The sequence below is a fragment of the Pseudomonas sp. MPB26 genome (genome assembly GCF_046605355.1).
GTDB lineage: Bacteria > Pseudomonadota > Gammaproteobacteria > Pseudomonadales > Pseudomonadaceae > Aquipseudomonas > Aquipseudomonas cedrina.
Genome location: NZ_CP176793.1, coordinates 5,007,933 through 5,026,059, shown reverse-complemented (window position 1 = coordinate 5,026,059; position 18,127 = coordinate 5,007,933). Strand labels below are relative to the sequence as shown.

Annotated in this window: 14 protein-coding genes and 1 pseudogene; 8 read left to right on the top strand and 7 right to left on the bottom strand. The window is 62.2% G+C overall.

All coding sequences use genetic code 11. The features are described 5' to 3' along the window. Positions 1 to 86: 86 nt before the first annotated feature. Together ACLH0H_RS23115 and ACLH0H_RS23110 are read left to right on the top strand one after the other, a co-directional pair. The gene (locus ACLH0H_RS23115) at positions 87 to 1,025 is read left to right on the top strand and encodes a LysR family transcriptional regulator (RefSeq protein ID WP_411379784.1); all 939 of its coding nucleotides are present in this window, start codon (positions 87 to 89) and stop codon (positions 1,023 to 1,025) included. A gap of 176 nt (positions 1,026 to 1,201) precedes the next feature. Beyond that, positions 1,202 to 2,884, top strand: a complete 1,683-nt coding sequence (locus tag ACLH0H_RS23110) for an AMP-binding protein (protein ID WP_411379783.1) — start codon at positions 1,202 to 1,204, stop codon at positions 2,882 to 2,884. A gap of 56 nt (positions 2,885 to 2,940) precedes the next feature. Here ACLH0H_RS23110 and ACLH0H_RS23105 read toward each other — a convergent pair whose 3' ends face one another. Both ACLH0H_RS23105 and ACLH0H_RS23100 read right to left on the bottom strand, forming a co-directional pair. Continuing rightward, complete coding sequence (locus ACLH0H_RS23105; RefSeq protein WP_411379782.1) at positions 2,941 to 4,215, bottom strand: glucarate dehydratase family protein; 1,275 nt, start codon at positions 4,213 to 4,215, stop codon at positions 2,941 to 2,943. Then, positions 4,212 to 5,579 (bottom strand): MFS transporter, encoded by a 1,368-nt coding sequence (locus ACLH0H_RS23100; protein WP_411379781.1) that lies wholly within the window; start codon positions 5,577 to 5,579, stop codon positions 4,212 to 4,214. The genes ACLH0H_RS23105 and ACLH0H_RS23100 overlap by 4 nt, the downstream gene beginning before the upstream one ends. Positions 5,580 to 5,686: 107 nt before the next feature. On the opposite strand from ACLH0H_RS23100, the gene ACLH0H_RS23095 reads away from it, so the two are divergent. The 4 genes from ACLH0H_RS23095 (at position 5,687) to ACLH0H_RS23080 (ending at position 10,954) form a co-directional block, all read left to right on the top strand. Then, positions 5,687 to 6,586 carry a LysR family transcriptional regulator gene (locus ACLH0H_RS23095; RefSeq protein WP_411379780.1) on the top strand — a complete coding sequence of 300 codons (900 nt, stop codon included), beginning with the start codon at positions 5,687 to 5,689 and terminating at the stop codon, positions 6,584 to 6,586. Positions 6,587 to 6,907: 321 nt separating this feature from the next. Beyond that, the gene (locus ACLH0H_RS23090; RefSeq protein ID WP_411379779.1) at positions 6,908 to 7,363 is read left to right on the top strand and encodes a (2Fe-2S)-binding protein; all 456 of its coding nucleotides are present in this window, start codon (positions 6,908 to 6,910) and stop codon (positions 7,361 to 7,363) included. After that, positions 7,363 to 9,594, top strand: coding sequence for a molybdopterin cofactor-binding domain-containing protein (locus tag ACLH0H_RS23085; protein ID WP_411379778.1), 2,232 nt, complete (start codon positions 7,363 to 7,365; stop codon positions 9,592 to 9,594). The genes ACLH0H_RS23090 and ACLH0H_RS23085 overlap by 1 nt, the downstream gene beginning before the upstream one ends. A gap of 16 nt (positions 9,595 to 9,610) precedes the next feature. Beyond that, positions 9,611 to 10,954: a c-type cytochrome gene (locus ACLH0H_RS23080; protein ID WP_411379777.1), complete on the top strand. Its 1,344-nt coding sequence runs from the start codon at positions 9,611 to 9,613 to the stop codon at positions 10,952 to 10,954. Positions 10,955 to 10,956: 2 nt separating this feature from the next. Here ACLH0H_RS23080 and ACLH0H_RS23075 read toward each other — a convergent pair whose 3' ends face one another. From ACLH0H_RS23075 to pip, 3 genes are all read right to left on the bottom strand, one after another. Continuing rightward, positions 10,957 to 12,033: a GlxA family transcriptional regulator gene (locus ACLH0H_RS23075; protein WP_411379776.1), complete on the bottom strand. Its 1,077-nt coding sequence runs from the start codon at positions 12,031 to 12,033 to the stop codon at positions 10,957 to 10,959. Beyond that, the gene (gene gabP / locus ACLH0H_RS23070) at positions 12,030 to 13,439 is read right to left on the bottom strand and encodes a GABA permease (protein ID WP_411379775.1); all 1,410 of its coding nucleotides are present in this window, start codon (positions 13,437 to 13,439) and stop codon (positions 12,030 to 12,032) included. Before gabP ends, ACLH0H_RS23075 begins: the two co-directional genes overlap by 4 nt. A 364-nt stretch (positions 13,440 to 13,803) precedes the next feature. Then, complete coding sequence (gene pip, locus ACLH0H_RS23065) at positions 13,804 to 14,784, bottom strand: prolyl aminopeptidase (protein WP_411379774.1); 981 nt, start codon at positions 14,782 to 14,784, stop codon at positions 13,804 to 13,806. 214 nt (positions 14,785 to 14,998) lie between these two features. On the opposite strand from pip, the gene ACLH0H_RS23060 reads away from it, so the two are divergent. Then, complete coding sequence (locus ACLH0H_RS23060; RefSeq protein ID WP_411379773.1) at positions 14,999 to 15,994, top strand: NAD(P)/FAD-dependent oxidoreductase; 996 nt, start codon at positions 14,999 to 15,001, stop codon at positions 15,992 to 15,994. 18 nt (positions 15,995 to 16,012) lie between these two features. Here ACLH0H_RS23060 and ACLH0H_RS23055 read toward each other — a convergent pair whose 3' ends face one another. Beyond that, positions 16,013 to 16,726, bottom strand: coding sequence for an SOS response-associated peptidase family protein (locus tag ACLH0H_RS23055; RefSeq protein ID WP_411379772.1), 714 nt, complete (start codon positions 16,724 to 16,726; stop codon positions 16,013 to 16,015). Between the two features lie 283 nt (positions 16,727 to 17,009). Beyond that, positions 17,010 to 17,126: pseudogene (locus ACLH0H_RS23050) on the bottom strand (zinc-binding dehydrogenase); the annotation flags it as partial. Positions 17,127 to 17,395: 269 nt separating this feature from the next. Between ACLH0H_RS23050 and ACLH0H_RS23045 the strand changes: the two are divergent. After that, positions 17,396 to 18,124, top strand: coding sequence for a helix-turn-helix transcriptional regulator (locus ACLH0H_RS23045; protein WP_411379771.1), 729 nt, complete (start codon positions 17,396 to 17,398; stop codon positions 18,122 to 18,124). Positions 18,125 to 18,127: the final 3 nt, after the last annotated feature.

Genomic DNA, 18,127 nt, shown 5'->3' with positions numbered 1-18,127 from the left:
CGTTGGAACACACCTTAGGCTTTCGCTTTGTTCCAAACCAGAGCAGAATCCAGAACTTATTGTCCACATTGGCGAACAATGATCCCATGGAAAAAACTGAGATCGAAGGGCTGTGGACCCACATCCATTGGCTGTCGGTGCTGGAGGAACACGGCACCTACACCGCCGCTGCCGCGCGCTTGGGCGTGAGCAAGTCCGCCGTCAGCCAGCGTATTTCCGACCTGGAAAAGGCCACCGGCACACGCCTGGTAACGCGCACCACGCGCAGCGTGCGGCTGACCGAGGCGGGGCTGTCCTTGACCCGTGAAGTGCGTAGCGCCTACGAACAGATCGCGCGCAGCTTCTCGTCGGTGCGCGACTCGGTCGGCGAGATCCGCGGGCTGGTGCGCCTCACCGCACCGGTGGCATTTGCGCGCCAGCAACTGGTGCCGCACCTGTCGGCATTCTTGCAGCAATACCCGCAAGTGCGTATCCAGCTGGATGTGTCGGACGCCCTGAGTTCACTGGCCGCCGAGGGCTACGACCTGGCGGTGCGGCATGGCTTCCAGGTGCCCGAAACCCACGTGGCGTGGAAACTGTGCGATACCGGCTCGGTGCTGGTCGCCACCCGGGATTACCTGCAAAGTCACGGCGAACCGCGTGAACCCGGCGACCTGTCCTCGCACAATTGCCTGTTCTATCCACGCGGCACCGACCAGCCCGCCTGGACCTTCGAGCGCGGCAGCAAACACGTCGAACGCCTCACCGTGCCAATCGCCGGCAGCTTTGCCACCAATAACAGCGAAGCCTTGCGCGACGCGGCGCTCAGTCACCTGGGCATCGCCCTGCTCCCCGACTTCAGCGCGCACGCCGCCCTGGCCAGCGGCACGCTGGTGCAGGTGCTCAAGGGCTGGACGCTCAAGGGCGCGTTTGCCGATGAGATTTACCTGATTCGCCCGTATTCGCCGCATGTGCCGAAGTCGGTCAGTGCGTTGGTCAGTTATTTGAAGGGCAAATTGTCGGGTGGGTTTCGGTTCTTGCCCTGAACCCATGCTTAATCAGCCTGCCGATCATCACCACTCGATCAACGCCCACGAGTTTTTTGCATAACGTTCCGGTGTTTTTGAGCGTTCTGCTCTGATTTATGCGTGCCTATACTCGGTCCAGCCTCTCGGTTGCAGCCGAAGGCCAGTCCCCACAACAATAATCAAGGACAGCCACCATGACCCAGCCCTTCCTGGCCGCTCGGGATTTTCTGCTCGCTCACCGCACCGACTACGCCACCGCCGTACGGGATTTTCGCTGGCCGCAACTGGACGAATTCAACTGGGCCCTGGACTATTTCGATGCCATGGCCGAGGGCAATGTGGCCAATGCGCTGTGGATCGTCGAGGAAGACGGCAGCGAGCAGCGCTACAGCTTCCAGCAATTGGCCGCGCGTTCCAACCAGGTCGCCAACCATCTGCGCGCCCTCGGCGTACGTCGCGGTGACCGTGTGCTGTTGATGCTCGGCAACGATGTGGCGCTGTGGGAAACCATGCTCGCGGCGTTCAAGCTCGGCGCCGTGGTCATCCCCGCTACGGCCCTGCTGAACGCCGATGACCTAAGCGACCGTATCCAGCGCGGGCAGGTTCGTCACTTGGTGGTGGGCGAGGCGCATGTGCATAAATTCGCCGGGCTGGCCCACGGTTGCAGCCGTATCTGCGTGGGCTCGGCGCCTGCCGGCTGGGCCGCGCACAGCGCCGCCTATGAACACAACGAGCAGTTCGAAGCCGAAGGCTGCACCCTGGCCACCGATCCGATGCTGCTGTACTTCACCTCCGGCACCACGTCCAAGCCAAAAATGGTGCTGCACAGCCACCAGAGCTACCCGGTGGGCCATCTGTCGACGATGTACTGGATCGGCCTGCAGCCGGGGGATCTGCACTTGAATATCTCGTCACCAGGCTGGGCCAAGCATGCGTGGAGTTGCCTGTTCGCGCCGTGGAATGCCGGCGCGTGCATCTTTATTCATAACGTCGCGCGGTTCAGCGCACCAGCCTTGCTCGCGACGTTGGAACGTTACCGCGTGACCAGCCTGTGCGCGCCGCCCACCGTGTGGCGCATGTTGATCCAGGAAGACCTGGCCAGCTACAAACCGCGCCTGAGCCTGCGCGAACTGGTCGGTGCCGGTGAGCCGCTGAACCCGGAAATCATTGAGCAGATCCAACACGCCTGGGGCTTGCCGCTGCGCGATGGCTTCGGCCAATCGGAAACCACCGCCCTGGTGGGCAACACCCCGGGCCAAGTGCTCAAGCCAGGTTCCATGGGCCGCCCACTACCGGGCTACCAGGTCGCGCTGCTCGATGCCGATGGCATTCCCGGCACCGAAGGCGAAGTCGCCCTGCCCCTGGACGTGCGCCCGCTGGGCCTGATGCTGGGCTACGAAGACAGCCCGGAAAAAACCGCCGAAGTCATGCGTGACGGATACTACCGTACCGGCGACACCGCGCAGATCGACGCCGACGGCTATATCACGTTCGTGGGCCGCGCCGACGATGTGTTCAAGGCGTCCGATTACCGCATCAGCCCGTTCGAGCTGGAAAGTGCCTTGATCGAACACCCGGCGGTGATGGAAGTGGCCGTGGTGCCCAGCCCCGATCCGGTGCGCCTGGCCGTGCCCAAGGCGTTTCTGATCCTGGCCCATGACGCAGCGGGCAGCGCCGAGCTGGCCCGGCATATCCTGGCCTTTGCCCGCGAACACCTGGCGCCCTACCAGCGGGTGCGACGTATTGAGTTCGTCACCGAGCTGCCCAAGACCATTTCCGGCAAGATTCGCCGCGTGGAGCTGCGCCAGATGGAGAGGCTGCGTCGTCAGAGCGACACTCGCGGCGAGCAGGAACATTTCGAGGAAGATTTCGCATAAAAAAAGCCCGGTGATACACGCGGATGCGTCACCGGGCAAAGCGAAGCGACCAAGCTTCAGAAACGCGGTTTGACGGTCTTCCAGTCGGGTTGATAACGCTGCATCTGTTTCACATCGTCGCGCTGGCGAATGCCGCAGCTGAGGTACTGGTCATGCAGCTTGCCCAGTTGATCAGGGTCAAGCTCCAGGCCCAGGCCCGGTGCGCGGGTAATAGTCACGCAGCCATCGACAATGGGCAACTTGCCGCCCTTGATCACTTCTTCGTCCGGTTCCTGCCAGGGGTAATGGGTGTCGCAGGCGTAATCGAGGTTGGGCACCGACGCGGCCACGTGCGCCATCGCCATCAGGCTGATACCCAGGTGTGAATTGGAGTGCATCGACACGCCCAGGCCGAAGGTATGGCACATCTTCGCCAAGACCTGGGTGTCGCGCAGGCCGCCCCAGTAGTGGTGGTCGGCGAGCACGATTTGCACGCTGTTCAGCGCCACGCTGCGGCGGAACTCGTCGAAATCGGTGACCACCATGTTGGTCGCAAGCGGCAAGCCGGTACGCCTGTGCAGCTCGGCCATACCGTCCAGGCCGGGCGTCGGGTCTTCGTAATATTGCAGGTCATCGCCGAGCAGTTCGGCCATGCGAATCGAGGTTTCCAAGGACCAGTTGCCATTTGGGTCAATGCGCAGCGGCACGCCGGGGAAGGCTTTTTTCAGCGCCTTGATACAACGCACTTCATGTTCCGGCTCCAGGGCGCCGGCCTTGAGCTTGATGCTTTTGAAGCCGTAGGTGTCGATCATGCGCCGGGCCTGGGCGACGATCTGCTGTTCGTTGAGCGCTTCGCCCCAACTGTCGGCTTTGTAGGGCGAATCGATGTGTTCGGCGTACTTGAAGAACAGGTAGGCGCTGAACGGGATCCGGTCGCGGATCGCGCCGCCGAGCAGGTCCACCAGCGGCACATTCAGGGAGTGGGCCTGCAGGTCGAGCAGCGCCACTTCGAACGCCGAGTAGGCGTTGCTCACGGCCTTGCTGGCATGGGAGCCCGGCGCCAGTTCCGCGCCACTGAGGCTCGCGGGTTTATGCGCGGCCACCGTGGCCTGAACGATCGCGCGCAGCCCGTTCAGGTTGAAGGGGTCGAGACCGATCAGTTGCGGCTGCACCTGTTGCTGGATCGCCAGCGCCGGGGCATCGCCGTAGCTTTCGCCAAGGCCGATGTAGCCGGTGTCGCTCTCTACCTCGATGATCGAGCGCAATGCAAAAGCTTCATGGATCCCGCTGGCGTTAAGCAGCGGCGGGTCGCGAAAGGCAATGGGCGTGACGGTAACGCGGACGATTTTCAAGAGGCGGCTCCTTGTGGGCCTGGACGCAGGGCGTGTGGGTGAGCAGTCGGTGTGGACGTGGGCGGCACGCTGCCCCGTGGCGAGGTGCGCGTAAAAAACACCACCACCGCCGCCAGCAGCGATGTGGCGGCCAGGCCATACAACCCGCCTTCGATGGAGCCGGTGGTCTGCTCCAGCAGGCCGAAGGTGGTGGGCGCGACGAAGCCTCCCAGGTTGCCGACCGAATTAATCAGGGCAATCACCGCCGCAGCAATGCGCGCATCCAGGTAACCCTGGGGGATCGGCCAGAACAGTGCGGAAGCGGCCTTGAAGCCAATCGCCGCAAAACAGATGGCGACAAAGGCAAACACCGGCCCGCCGGTGGTGGACATGAACATGCCGAAGGCGGCAATCACCAGCATCAGCGCCACCCATGCCTGCTGGTGTTTCCACTTGCTGGCCAGGGCGGCGAAAACGTACATGGCGACGATGGAAATCAGCCAGGGAATCGAGTTGAACAGGCCGACTTGGAAGTCGCCCAGGTTGCCCATTTTCTTGATCATGCTGGGCAGCCAGAAGGTGGCGCCGTAGATGGTCAGGGCGATGGAAAAGTAGATAAAGCAGAACAGTGCAATCTGCCTGTCGGCGAGCAACTTGAACATCGACGGTCGCACGGTCTGGGCCGCTTCACGTGCCTGTTGTTCGGCCTCGATAGCACTGACCAGTGCGTGCTTTTCCTCTGCGCTGAGCCACTTCGCCTGATGCGGATGGGATTGCAGCCAGAACCACACAAAGCCGCAGAGCACGATCGAAGCAAAGCCCTCGATCAGGAACATCCACTGCCAGCCATGCAGGCTCAAGCCGTTGATGTGCAGCAACGCCCCCGACACCGGTCCGGAGATGACCGAGGCAATTGCCGAACCGCTGAGGAAAATCGCCATGGCCTTGCCGCGCTCGGAGGCTGGCAGCCACTGGGTGAAATAATAGATGACCCCTGGGAAAAACCCGGCTTCGGCGGCGCCGAGGACAAAACGCAGGATATAAAAGCTGGTTTCACCCTTGACGAAGGCCATGGCCATCGCGGCCGCGCCCCAGGTGAACATGATGCGCGTCAGCCAGGCCCGTGCGCCGTAGCGTTGCAGCAGCAGGTTGGACGGCACTTCGAAGATCGCATAGCCAATGAAGAACAACCCGGCGCCCAAGCCATAGGCCGCCGCGCCAATGCCCAGGTCGATTTCCAAATGGCTGCGCACAAAGCCGATGTTGACCCGGTCGATGTAGTTGACGATGAACATCACCACAAACAGCGGCAGTACATGACGCTTGACCTTGGCGGCGGCGCGGGCCAGCACGTTCGGGTCGGGCGGGTTCTGGAGGGTATCCAAGGGGTGACTCCCATTCATTGTTTTTTTAGGGGCGAGTCGATGATGGACGCGGGAGATTGTTCCCGTCTAATCTAACTTGGCATTCGATTGATACCTGGATTAGATCAATGTTCGAACTGACTCAACTGCGCTGCTTCACCACCGTAGCCACCGAGCTGAATTTTCGGCGCGCGGCCGAACGGCTGAACATGACCCAACCGCCCCTCAGCCGGCAGATCCAACTGCTTGAACATCACCTGGGTGTCGAGCTGTTTACCCGCACCACCCGCAGCGTCGCGCTCACCGCCGCCGGCCGTGCGTTTTTTATCGAGGCACAGAACCTGCTGGAGCGCGCCCAGCAAGCGGCGGTGACCGCGCGACGCTTCGCCGAGGGCGACATCGGCACGGTGAATATCAGCTTCGTCGGCAGCGCGGTGTATGAGTTCTTGCCCAGGGTGATCGCCGAGGCGCGGCTCAACCAGCCCCACGTCAAGATCGACCTGTCGGAGATGAACACCTACCAGCAATACGAAGCCCTGCGCGCCCGCCGCATCGACCTGGGCATCGTCCGCGCACCGCTGCTGGAACCGGGTTATGCCACCGAATGCCTGGTGCGCGAACCCTTTGTGCTGGCCGTACCGAGCAGCCATCGACTGGCCAACGCCGAGAGTGTCAGCGTGCACGACCTGGACGCCCAGCCGTTCCTGATGTACGCGCACTCGGCCTACCCGCCGTTCAACGAACTGCTCACCGGCCTGCTGCGCTCGGCCCGCGTCGCGCCTGAGTATGTGCAGTGGCTGGGTTCGTCGCTGACCATCCTGGCACTGGTCAACGCTGGCATGGGCCTGGCGCTGGTACCGCGTTGCGCCAGCAGCGTGGTGTTCAAGAATGTGGTATTCCGCGATATCGACCTGGGCGACGGGGCACAGAGCGAGCTGCATTTGATCTGGCGCGAAAACAACGACAACCCGGCATTTGCGATGTTGCTGGAGGGGATTCGCAGTGCGGTGCGCGATGGTTGGGCCTGAGTCTACTGCCCCACAACGTGTAGTGAGCGGGCTTGCCCCGCGCTGGGCTGCGAAGCGGCCCTAATAAAGACAACGCCGGCCTCCAGGTAGAACCGAATCGCCTGGTTTGGGGCCGCTTCGCAGCCCAGCGCGGGGCAAGCCCGCTCACTACATCTCAGCCGACGGGCCATAACTCAATCCTCTTGAATACTTGCCTGATCCTGCGACTTATCGGATTTCAGATAGATAGCCCTTGCGCGCTGGTCTAGAGTTCGACAATGAGCGGCCGCCGTAACCACTACTAATAAATGGCCGCCTCCACCGATGATGAGCAGGTGAGCCATGGAATTACGCATCAATCAGAAAACCTATGAGGTCGACGCCGACGCCGACACGCCGCTGCTGTGGGTGATCCGCGACGACCTGGGCCTGACCGGCACCAAGTTCGGCTGCGGCCTGGCCCAGTGCGGCGCCTGTTCGGTGCTGGTGGACGGCAATGTGGTGCGCTCATGTGTGACGCCGGTCGCCGGCGTGGTCGGGCGTGAGATCACCACCATCGAGGCGATTGAAACCGACGACGTGGGCAAGCGCGTGGTCGCGGCCTGGGTCGAGCGCCAAGTGGCGCAATGCGGTTACTGCCAGTCCGGGCAGGTGATGGCGGCCACTGCCCTGCTCAAGCACACCCCCGCGCCGAGCGATGCGCAGATTCAGGCGGCGATGGTCAACCTGTGCCGTTGCGGTACGTATAACGCTATTCATGCGGCCGTCCACGACCTGGCCAAGCAGGAGGGCGTCTGATGAACATGCGCCCTGAACTGCCCGATCTGTTATCCGGTGAACCCATAAACCTGTCGCGCCGTCGCTTCCTGGCGAGTACCGCCGTGGGTGCGCTGGTGATCGGCTTTGGCCTGCCGCTCGGCTCCGCCAGAGTGCAGGCCGCCGCCAGCGCAGAACGCGGCACCCAGGTGCCGGCTTTCCTGGAAATCCGCCCGGATGGCAGCGTGCGCCTGCTCAGTCCCTTCATGGAAGGCGGCCAAGGCACCCACACCGCCATGGCGCAGATTGTCGGTGAAGAACTGGATGCCGACCCCGCCACGTTCATCGTCGAAGCAGCGCCGCCCGGCGAAGCCTATGTAGTGATGGAAAACGGCATGCGCATCACCGGCGGCAGCATGTCGGTGCGCATGAGCTACCCGACCATGCGTCGCCTCGGCGCCCTCGCCCGCGCCATGTTGCTGCAGGCCGGCGCCGAGCAGTTGGGTGTGCCGGTCGCCGAATTGACCACCCAGCCTGGCCGGGTAGTGCACGCAGCGTCCGGTCGCTCGCTGGGCTACGGCGAATTGGCCGGGCGCGCCCTGGACATGCCGGTGCCCGACCCGGCCAGCATCACGCTGCGCGATCCGAGCCAGTTCCGCTGGATCGGCAAACCGGTCAAGCGTCTGGACGCCTACGACAAATCCACCGGCAAGGCGCAATACAGCATCGACCTGAAAGTCGACGGCATGCTCCACGCCGCGGTACAGCATGCGCCACGCCTGGGCATGACCGTGGGCGGCCTGCGCAACCAGTCACAGGTCGAAGGCATGAAAGGCGTGCATTCGGTGCACCTACTGCCCGGTGCCGTGGCGGTGGTGGCTGAACGCTGGTGGCACGCCAAGCGTGCGGTGGAAGCGGTCCAAGTCGACTGGCTGGAAGCGGCGGCCGACTCGAGCGTACGCGTGATGCCGGCGGACTTTTCCAGCGACAAGTACCGCGACTTCCTCGGCGCCCAGCAAGGCCCGGCCCGCGACGAGGAGAATGAAGGTGACGTGGCCGGCGCGCTGGCAGGCGCCAAGACGCGCATCGAAGCCACCTACCACAATCAGTACGTCAACCATGCCCAGCTGGAGCCGCCGTCGGCCCTGGCACGCTACAACGCCGACGGTACGCTGGACATTTGGCTGCCCAACCAGGCGCCGGACATGTTCCGCGCCGATATCGCCAAACGCACCGGCCTCGACGTGGCGAAGATCAATCTGCATTCGCCACTGCTGGGCGGTTTTTTCGGCCGGCATTTCCTGTATGACTCGGCCAACCCCTACCCTCAGGCCATCGCGTTGGCCAAAGCGGTGGGCCGGCCGGTCAAGGTGATCTGGACCCGCGAGGAAGAGTTCCTGCGTGACGTATTGCGCCCGGTGGCCGTGGTCAAGTTCCGCGCCGCGTTGGACGACAAAGGCCTGCCCCTGGCGATCGAAGCCGTCAGCGCCACCGAAGGCCCGAGCGAAGCCATCGCCGGTAAACAGGGCGAGAAAATCGACCCGACGGCCCTTGAAGGGTTGTCGGGCAAAGCCTACGCCATCCCCAATAAACGCATCGCGCAGATCTACGTCAAAGGCCCGGCGATGCTCGGCTATTGGCGTTCGGTGGGCAATTCGCTCAACGACTTTTTCTACGAAGCGTTCCTGGATGAGCTGGCCGACAAAGGCGGCCAGGATCCCTATGAATTGCGCCTGCATCTGTTGCGCGACAATTCACGGCTGACCACCCTGCTGCACGCGGTGGGCGAGTTGTCCGGCGGCTGGAAGCGTGGCCCGTTCACGGCCGAAGACGGCAGCCGACGCGCGCGCGGCGTGGCCATGGCTTCACCATTCGGCTCCCACGCGGCAGTGATCGCCGAAGTGTCCATCGAGAACGGCCAGGTCAAAGTCCACGATATCTGGCAAGCCATCGACCCGGGCAGCATCGTCAACCCGGCGATTGTCGAGGCGCAAGTCAATGGTGCCGTGGCGTTGGGTTTATCCCAGACGTTGCTGGAAGAAGCGGTGTACGTGGACGGCATGCCACGGGCGCGCAACTACGACCTGTATCCGATCCTGGCGGCCGCGCAGATGGCGCGGGTGCATGTGCGGATTGTCGAAAGTGGCGAGAAGATGGGCGGCATCGGTGAACCGCCGCTGCCCGCCGTCGCACCGGCCGTGGCCAACGCCGTGGCGCAACTGACCGGCCAGCGTATTCGCAGCCTGCCCTTGAGCCGACACACCTTCAGCTGACCTTCAGGAAACGCCCATGAACAACCGTCGATTCGCAAGAACCGCAGGCTGGCTGGCGCTGCCCTGCCTGGTCGCGGCAGGCCTGCTGGCCTGGTACGTCACCCGTGAGCCCGCAACGCCGTTCGCACAGGAACCGGCCGCCGCCACCTTCGAGCCCGCACTGGTCAGCCGCGGTGAATACGTCGCCCGCCTGAGCGACTGCGTGGCCTGCCACAGCCTGCCGGGCAAGGCGCCGTTCGCCGGTGGCCTGGAAATGGCCACGCCGCTGGGTGCGATTCACGCCACCAACATCACGCCGGACAAGACCACCGGGATCGGCGCCTACAGCCTGGCCGACTTCGACCGGGCGGTGCGCCAGGGCGTGGCGCCGGGTGGCCGCCGGTTATACCCGGCCATGCCCTACCCTTCCTACGTCAAGCTCAGCGACGATGACGTGCGCGCGTTGTATGCGTTCTTCATGCAGGGCGTGCAACCGGCCAACCAGGCGAATATCCCCAGCGATATCCCATGGCCCCTGAACATGCGCTGGCCCATCGCACTGTGGAACGGCCTATTCGCGCCCACCGCGACCTATGTCGCCAAGGCTGATCAGGACGCGCTGTGGAACCGTGGCGCCTACATCGTCCAGGGCCCCGGCCACTGTGGCAGTTGCCACACGCCGCGCGGCCTGGCCTTCAACGAAAAAGCCCTGGACGAGTCCGGTGCGCCGTACCTCGCCGGCGCCCTGCTCGACGGCTGGTACGCACCGAGCCTGCGCCAAGACCCCAACACCGGGCTGGGACGCTGGAGCGAGGCGCAGATCGTGCAGTTCCTCAAGACCGGGCGCAACGCCCATGCCGTGGTCTACGGCTCGATGACCGAAGCCTTCAACAACTCGACGCAGTTCATGCGGGACGACGACCTGGCGGCCATCGCCCGTTACCTCAAGGCACTGCCCGGCGACCCGCAACGCGACGGCACGCCCTGGCAGTATCAAGCGGTGAACGCGCGCCAGGACGTCCCCGGCGCCCACACCTACGCGACCCGCTGCGCCTCCTGCCATGGCCTGGACGGCAAGGGCCAGCCCGAATGGATGCCCCCCTTGGCCGGCGCTACATCGGCGTTGGCCAAGGAAAGCGCCTCCGCGATCAACATCACCCTCAACGGCTCGCAACGCGTGGTGACCGCCGGCGTACCGGATGCCTACCGCATGCCGGCGTTCCGTGAGCAATTGTCCGACCAGCAGATCGCCGAAGTGCTCAGTTACGTGCGCGGAACTTGGGGCAATAACGCTGGCGCGGTGGACGCGAAAGCAGTGGGCAAGCTGCGTGGGCAGACCGACCCGGCGAGCAGCAGCCCGATCATCCTGCAGATGCGCTGAGTTCAGGGCTTGAGGTTTTTCACACTGGCAAACGTCGCCTCGCCCCGTGCCTGTTCCATCACGTTCATCGGCATGGGCGCAGGCGACGGGCGGATAACCGGTTTGAGCAGGATGGAGCGTTCACTGTCCATCACTGAGCGTTCGTCGCTGGGCGGCACGCCGAAGTACTCCCGGTAGCATTTGGAAAAATGCGGGGTGGACACAAAGCCGCAGAGCACCGCCAACTCCACGATTGAGATCGGCGTCTGCTTGAGCAACTGCCGTGCGCGAATCAACCGTAGCCGCAGGTAGTAGCGCGAGGGTGAACAGTGCAGGTATTTCTGGAACATGCGCTCAAGCTGTCGACGCGACAACGCCACGTAGGCGGCCAGTTCATCCAGGTCGATCGGCTCTTCCAGGTTGGCCTCCATCAACGCCACGATGTCCTGCAGCTTGGGTTGCTGGGTGCCCAGCATGTGCTTCAAGGGCACACGTTGATGGTCCTGCTCGTTACGGATTCGCTCGTACATAAACATGTCGGAAATGGCCGCCGCCAATTCGTGCCCGTGATCACGTCCGATCAGGTGCAGCATCATGTCCAATGGGGCCGTGCCGCCCGAGCTGGTGAGGCGGTCCCGGTCAAGGGTGAACAGGCTGGTACTGAGCGTCACCCGAGGAAACGCCTCCTGCATCGCCGCCAGCCATTCCCAATGCACACTGCATTCGTAGCCATCGAGCAAGCCGGCCCGTGCCAGCACCCAACTGCCGGTACAAATGCCCCCCAGGCGCTTGGAGTAACGGGCCTGGCCGCGTAGCCATTTGACCAGTTCGCCCGTCACGGTCGCCTGGATACCAACGCCGCCGCAGACGATCACGATATCGGCCGACGGCGCGCTGAGTATCGAACCGTCCGGTGTGATGGGCACGCCGTCACTGGCCCACACCGGGTTACCGTCGGCACTCGCCGTGTGCCATTGGTACAGCTCTTGGCCCGACAACTGGTTGGCCATGCGCAAGGGCTCGACCGCCGAGGCCAGTGACATCAGGGTGAACTGGTCCAGCAGCAGGAAAACGATGCTGCTCACAGGGCGAGCGGTCATGGCGATGAGGCTGCGGCCGCGGTTTTTGCCGTGCGTTCGGGCTGCCGCGCGGTGAGCAATCCGATCAGCGAAATGATCAAGGCCAGAGCGATGGTCGAAGACACCTCAAAGCGGTGCTCGGGCGTGACCAGCATCACCGTCAAGGCGGCGCAGATAAACACGATGACCAGCCAGGTCAGCCAGGGAAACAGCCACATCTTGAAGGTCAGCGTCACGTTGCGCTGCCGCAGGATCTTGCGCATGCGCAACTGAGACACCGCGATCACCAGGTACACCAGCAAGGCGATGGCGCCTGAACTGGCCAGCAGGAACTGAAACAGCCCGGCCGGCATGAAGTAGCTGAACAGGGTCACGCCCGCGCCCAGGACCGTACTGGCAATCACTGCCGCCCGGGGCACACTCGCGGCCGAGGTCTTCTTCATCAGCCCGGGCGCATCGCCGCGCTTGCCCAGGGAAAACAGCATGCGCGAGGCAATGTAGATCGAAGAGTTCATGCAACTGGCCACGGCGATCAGCACCACCACGTCCACCAGCAGCTTGGCATGGGGAATATTCATCAGCTCCAGCGCCCGCTGATACGACCCGACCGAGGCCAGGAGCGGGTCATTCCAAGGCACTACGGAGATCACCACGAAAATCGACAACACGTAGAAAACACCGATGCGCCACATCACTGAGCGCGTCGCGCGGGCAATATTCTGCGCCGGGTTTGTGGATTCGGCCGCCGCGATGGTAACCGCCTCGGTGCCGATAAAACTGAACATAATGGTGATGAAGGCGCCGACCACCGCCGACAGCCCGTTGGGCGCGAAACCGCCATGGTCGCGCATCAACTGGCCGAGCCCACTGGCCTCCCGCTCCGGAACCCAGCCCATCAGCACCGCGAAGCCCAGGCCGATGAAGGCGATGATCGCGATGACCTTGGCCATGGCGAACCAGAACTCGAACTCGCCGTACTTGGACACGCTGAACAGGTTGGTGACCACCAACAAAAAGATCGACAACAAGGCAAACAGCCAAGCGTCGATCTGCGGAAACCACTGGTTGAGGATATGCCCGGCGGCCAAGGCTTCGATGGGGATCACCAGCACCCAGAACCACCAGTACAGCCAGCCGATGGTAAAGCCGGCCCACCGGCCGATGGCCTGGTCGGCATAGGTCGAGAATGAGCCGGTATCCGGATTGGCCACCGCCATCTCCCCCAGCATACGCATGACCAGCACCACCAGCAGGCCGGAAAACAGATAGGCCAGCAGCACCGCGGGACCTGCCGCCGCAATCGCATGCCCGGAACCGACAAACAGCCCCGCGCCGATGATGCCCGCAATCGAAAGCATGGTGACATGACGCGGCTTGAAACCTTGCGCCAACTGGCCGTTTGAATCGTTGGAAGGGAGGCTATTCATTGTTTTTTTGTTCTCGGTGATCGACGTCAAGGCGTACTGACTGAAGCGTCAGGCGATCATCATTTTTTAATGATGGGTCACCTTACGCGGCCTGACTTCAGCAAAAACAGCCTGGAAGCGTCACAGATTGGCCTGATATCGACATTCGGCCTGGCTGACATCGGAAGAACTCGCAGGTGCAACCCAACTCCACCTGACACAGCTCCTGTGGGAGCTCTCGAGCCCCAGCGAGGCTGCGATAGCGGTGTGTCAGGCGAAGTAAATGCCAGCCATGCCGCCGCCTTCGCAGCCTAGCCGGGGCTCGACAATTCCCACATTTGATCTGTGTAATCGCCGAATGGCCTTTATGTGCGAAATACAAACGTCAGCTGAATGCTCCACGGGTCTTGAATTGCTCGGTTGCTTCAATCAAAGCGCTGATGATCCCGGTTTCCGATGGCGAATGCCCAGCATCATTGACGATTGTCAGCACCGAGCCAGGCCAGGCTTTGTGCAGGCGAAAGGCCGAATTGGGCGTGGCGATCATGTCATGACCGCCCTGGATGATTCTGCACGGCAGATGGGCGATTGCCGCTATGTCACGAATCAGTTGATCCTCTTCCAGGAACAGCTTGTTCTTGAAGTACCACGCATCCAGGCAAGCCATGCCGATGCTGGTCTGGTCATCCGAAGCTTGTTCTTCCACGCCGTCAGGGTCGTGTCGCAATAAGGAACAACTTGCCGAATAACGCACCCAGCAACGGATAGCGTCCATGCGCAGTTGCTCGTCATCGTCCTTCATGCGATCGAGGTAGGCCTTCAACAAATCGTGGCGTTCGGCTTCGGGTATGAAGTTGATGAAATCTTCATGGGCGCGGGGAAAGAAGCGCCGCATGCCGTAGATAAACCAGTCGATCTCGTCGGCCGTGCCCAGGAACACCCCGCGCAGGATGAAGCCCAGGCAGCGCCGCGGATGCGCCTCGCCATAGGCCAGCGCCAAGGTGGTCCCCCATGAGCCAGCGGTGATCAGCCAACGATCAATGCCCAGATGCTCCCTCAGCGCTTCGAGGTCACTGACAAGTGCCTGGGTGGTGTTGTTGCGCAGCTCCGCCAAGGGCGTCGAGCGCAGTGCGCCGCGCTGGTCGAATAGCACGATACGGTAATGGTCCGGGTCCCAGAATTGTCGCTTGGTCGGCGGGGCGCCTTCACCGGGACCGCCGTGGACGTAAACAACCGGCACACCGTCGGGGTTGCCGCTTTCTTCCCAGTACAGCATGTGCAGATCGTCGACTGCCAACATGCCGCTGCGCCGAGGACGCTCGATAGGCGGGAATTGTTCATAGGTGATTTGGCGTGGGGCGTCCATTGAACTGCTCCTGGGGGATGTCGTTAAAAAGAGGGGTCTGTCTGCGTTTCGAAAATAGCGGCGCGGCGCAAGTTCAGCTGTGCGGACAGCGCCAGGGACAAACGGGCAAGTCGTTGATAACGCGCCATAAACAAAGGCCATTTGTCGGCTGGAGCAATCTTTGTCGATCCTTTCGAGTCAGTGCTAATGACACCGTACTCACGAGAAACAGGCGATGCCCTTGGACCCGGATGAATACAACGAGCTGTTCGCGCGACCAGAATCTGCTTCTGCCGAGGCGGGGCACGTCGATTTTGACTGCCTGATCATCGGCGCCGGCCCCGCCGGGTTGACCACGGGTGTTTACCTGAGTCGGTTCCACCGCAAGGTCCTGATCGCCGACGGCGGGCCCAGTCGTGCGAGCCTCATTCCACTGACCCATAACTACCCCGGTTTTCCACCGGGCATATCCGGCAGCGATCTGCTCGACCGGCTGCGAGAGCAGGCCTTGCGCTACGGCGCGGTCATCGAGTCAGCAAGGATAGAGTGCTTGCTCAAGCACCCCGCTGGCTTCGTCGCCCAGCTCAACGGCCGCCGGTTGACTGCGCGTCGAGTGGTACTGGCGACCGGCATCGTCGACACCCTGCCGCACATGGAGGGCGCCTATGATGCCGTCGCGCAGTCTGTGATCCGACTCTGCGCGATCTGTGATGGCTACGAAGTTAACGGCGATAACGTGGCGGTGTATGGCGAAGCGCACTGTGCGATCAATCATGGGCTCTTCCTGCGCAATTTCACCGACCGGGTGACGGTGCTGGTCCATGGCGAGAACAAGGCCTGCGAAGCGGCCGTGGCGGCAGCCAGGCATGCCGGGATTCACCTCGTCGGAGATTGTGTCGAGCACATCGAGATCCGCGACGGAAAAGTCCAAGTGACGACTTGCACAGGTGAAAGCCTCTGCTTTGACATTGTCTACCCCTCGCTGGGCTCCCACATAGGTTCAGAGTTGGCGGTGCGACTCGGTGCCGAAGCCGACGAGCAAGGTGCGCTGAAGGTTGACGCTCGCCAAGGCACTTCGGTCGAAGGCCTTTATGCGGTTGGCGACGTCGTCAATTCGCTCAAGCAGATCAGTGTCGCAACGGGCCAGGCTGCTGTCTGTGCGACTGCAGTACACAACAGCCTGGAAGTGCGTTTGTGGGACCGGGCGCGTGACAAGAAAGACGGCGCTTGAGTCTCACCCAGTCGGCGCTCATCTGCGACGCGCTGCGTCAACCCGGCGCCACGTTGCGCCTTGAAGCACGCGTGGGGAGGTCAGTACATGTTCCAGTTGCGGTTCATCCACGGCCATGTGCGCAGTCATCTGCATCGCTTGCTCCCACTGCAGGTCAGGCTCCAACCATCCGAGCGCATTCTGCGCATTGAACGCCAGAAGGCGCTGTTGGGCGCTGGCGGGGTCACCGCAGGTCATCAAGACCAGGCCATCGCAGCCGCACGGCTTTTCACTGATCTGGGCGAGAGCGGCAAGGAACATCGGCGACGACTGCCGGGAGGTCGTGTAGCTCAAGGATGGGTTCTGGTTAGAAGGCGTGGCCGCAGGGATATCGTACCAGCCGTCCACCGCTACCAGCACCCGCCCTTCACGGCGGATGCGGTCGAAAACCCGCGAACGCATCACCAGGTGCAAGGGCAAGTGAGTGCGTGGCGGCATCGTTCCCATCGTCCAGACGGGTGACCATCCCCAGCGCGCCTTTACGCATTCGAGCCGGCTGTCACGCAGGCGGATTGCGCTGACGGTCATGCTCGGTTTGATGATGTTCTTGGCCTCAGCCACACCCGGGACAGTGTCCGGACGCGAGCTCGGGCAAAAAACACTGCCGGCGCCACTGACACGCTCGCTTTCGCTGCCGGTCAGCAGTTCCAGAAGTTCTGGGGAAGAAGCGGGTTGAACGATAAATTCACACATTGCCTGAACTCCAGCAGTCACTCAAAGGTACTGATACAGGTCGTCGCCCCGTCATCTGCGATGATCAGGTTGAGGTGCGAAGACGTTATAAGTACGAGCGGATGCCTCGGAGCTTGGTTCGAAAATCCCGGACATTGGCGGATAAGAGGAAAACTGGAGAAAATTCAAAAATTTATGTGACCTTTCATCGCCTGGAAGAGGACCTGTTTTCAGGGATCGACCATCAACTCGAAGAAAGGTTGATGGAGAACAAAACCCGGCCATGGCCGGGTTTTCTTTGCACTTAACTGACCTTGATCACCATCTTGCCGAATGGACCGCGAGCCAGGTGCTCGTATGCCTCGCGCGCTTGTTCGAACGGGTACACGTGGTCGATTACCGGACGGATATGGTGAATATTGAAGGTGCGGCATTGGTGGCCATCGGAACACTTGTTCTACAGATGGAAAACAGGCCAGGCCGGCAAGAAAACCCTACAGGAAAGTCCCTGAATTCAGAGACTGCAGAGCGGTAGCTTCATTGCGGCCCCCGCCTGTGCGTTTGATTAAACGCAAATCGAAACGTTGTACTAGGATAGGATTCATGCCCGCAGCGCTTTTGCCGGTCAAGAAGCTTTTCGCCGCAGCTGCAGGGACACGCGCCACCCCTTTGTTATTCAAGGATGAAGACATGAACTCAAACCTGTTTCCGCACATCGGCAAGGTCATCGCCAGCACCGGTAGCCGCCACTTCCCACGCATGCTGCATGATCTGATCCGCGCCCAACTGGCGGTGGACGCCACGCATATCCGGCAGATGCGCGTCGAACCGGTGACGCCGCGCTGTGAGCCCGAGCCATTGAAAGACGCAGCGCTGCGAGCCGATACCCTCTTCAGCGAACACAGCGACAGGCGGCAGCCCGAGCCCTCGTCGACCACCGCCGACGCTGCGCAGCTGCACCTGACCCGGCGCAAGGACGGTTACCGTTACGTGATTTCGGTGTACCGCAACGATCAGTCGGAACGGTTTTCGGCTCAGGAGCGCAGCCTGTTGCAGGACATCTCCCCGGTGCTGCTGCCTATGGTGGAAAAACACATCAACGCGCTGCAGCCGCTAGAGATGGGTCCGCCAGGTCTGGCGTCGATCGCCGAAACCACTGGGCTCGACATTCTACGCCTGCGTTTCAACGAGCGTTTGCAGCAACTGGGGTTGAAGCTGTCGAACCGCGAAAGCGAAGTGTGCGTCGGCCTGCTCGCCGGGCACACGGCGCCTGAACTGGCTGGGCAGTTACAGTTGAAGGTCAACACCGTGGAAAGCTATCTCAAGCGCGCGGCGATCAAGCTGGGCATCAGCGGCCGGCATTCGTTGATGAAGTGGATGTATTCGCCACAGAACAGTGCCGCCTCCCCCGCGGCCTGACAC

Coding starts and splice junctions, on each gene's coding strand:
- ACLH0H_RS23115 (WP_411379784.1), top strand. CDS start 87: ATGGAAAAAACTGAGATCGAAGGGCTGTGGACCCACATCCATTGGCTG.
- ACLH0H_RS23110 (WP_411379783.1), top strand. CDS start 1,202: ATGACCCAGCCCTTCCTGGCCGCTCGGGATTTTCTGCTCGCTCACCGC.
- ACLH0H_RS23095 (WP_411379780.1), top strand. CDS start 5,687: ATGTTCGAACTGACTCAACTGCGCTGCTTCACCACCGTAGCCACCGAG.
- ACLH0H_RS23090 (WP_411379779.1), top strand. CDS start 6,908: ATGGAATTACGCATCAATCAGAAAACCTATGAGGTCGACGCCGACGCC.
- ACLH0H_RS23085 (WP_411379778.1), top strand. CDS start 7,363: ATGAACATGCGCCCTGAACTGCCCGATCTGTTATCCGGTGAACCCATA.
- ACLH0H_RS23080 (WP_411379777.1), top strand. CDS start 9,611: ATGAACAACCGTCGATTCGCAAGAACCGCAGGCTGGCTGGCGCTGCCC.
- ACLH0H_RS23075 (WP_411379776.1), bottom strand. CDS start 12,033: ATGACCGCTCGCCCTGTGAGCAGCATCGTTTTCCTGCTGCTGGACCAG.
- gabP (WP_411379775.1), bottom strand. CDS start 13,439: ATGAATAGCCTCCCTTCCAACGATTCAAACGGCCAGTTGGCGCAAGGT.
- pip (WP_411379774.1), bottom strand. CDS start 14,784: ATGGACGCCCCACGCCAAATCACCTATGAACAATTCCCGCCTATCGAG.
- ACLH0H_RS23060 (WP_411379773.1), top strand. CDS start 14,999: ATGCCCTTGGACCCGGATGAATACAACGAGCTGTTCGCGCGACCAGAA.
- ACLH0H_RS23055 (WP_411379772.1), bottom strand. CDS start 16,726: ATGTGTGAATTTATCGTTCAACCCGCTTCTTCCCCAGAACTTCTGGAA.
- ACLH0H_RS23045 (WP_411379771.1), top strand. CDS start 17,396: ATGAACTCAAACCTGTTTCCGCACATCGGCAAGGTCATCGCCAGCACC.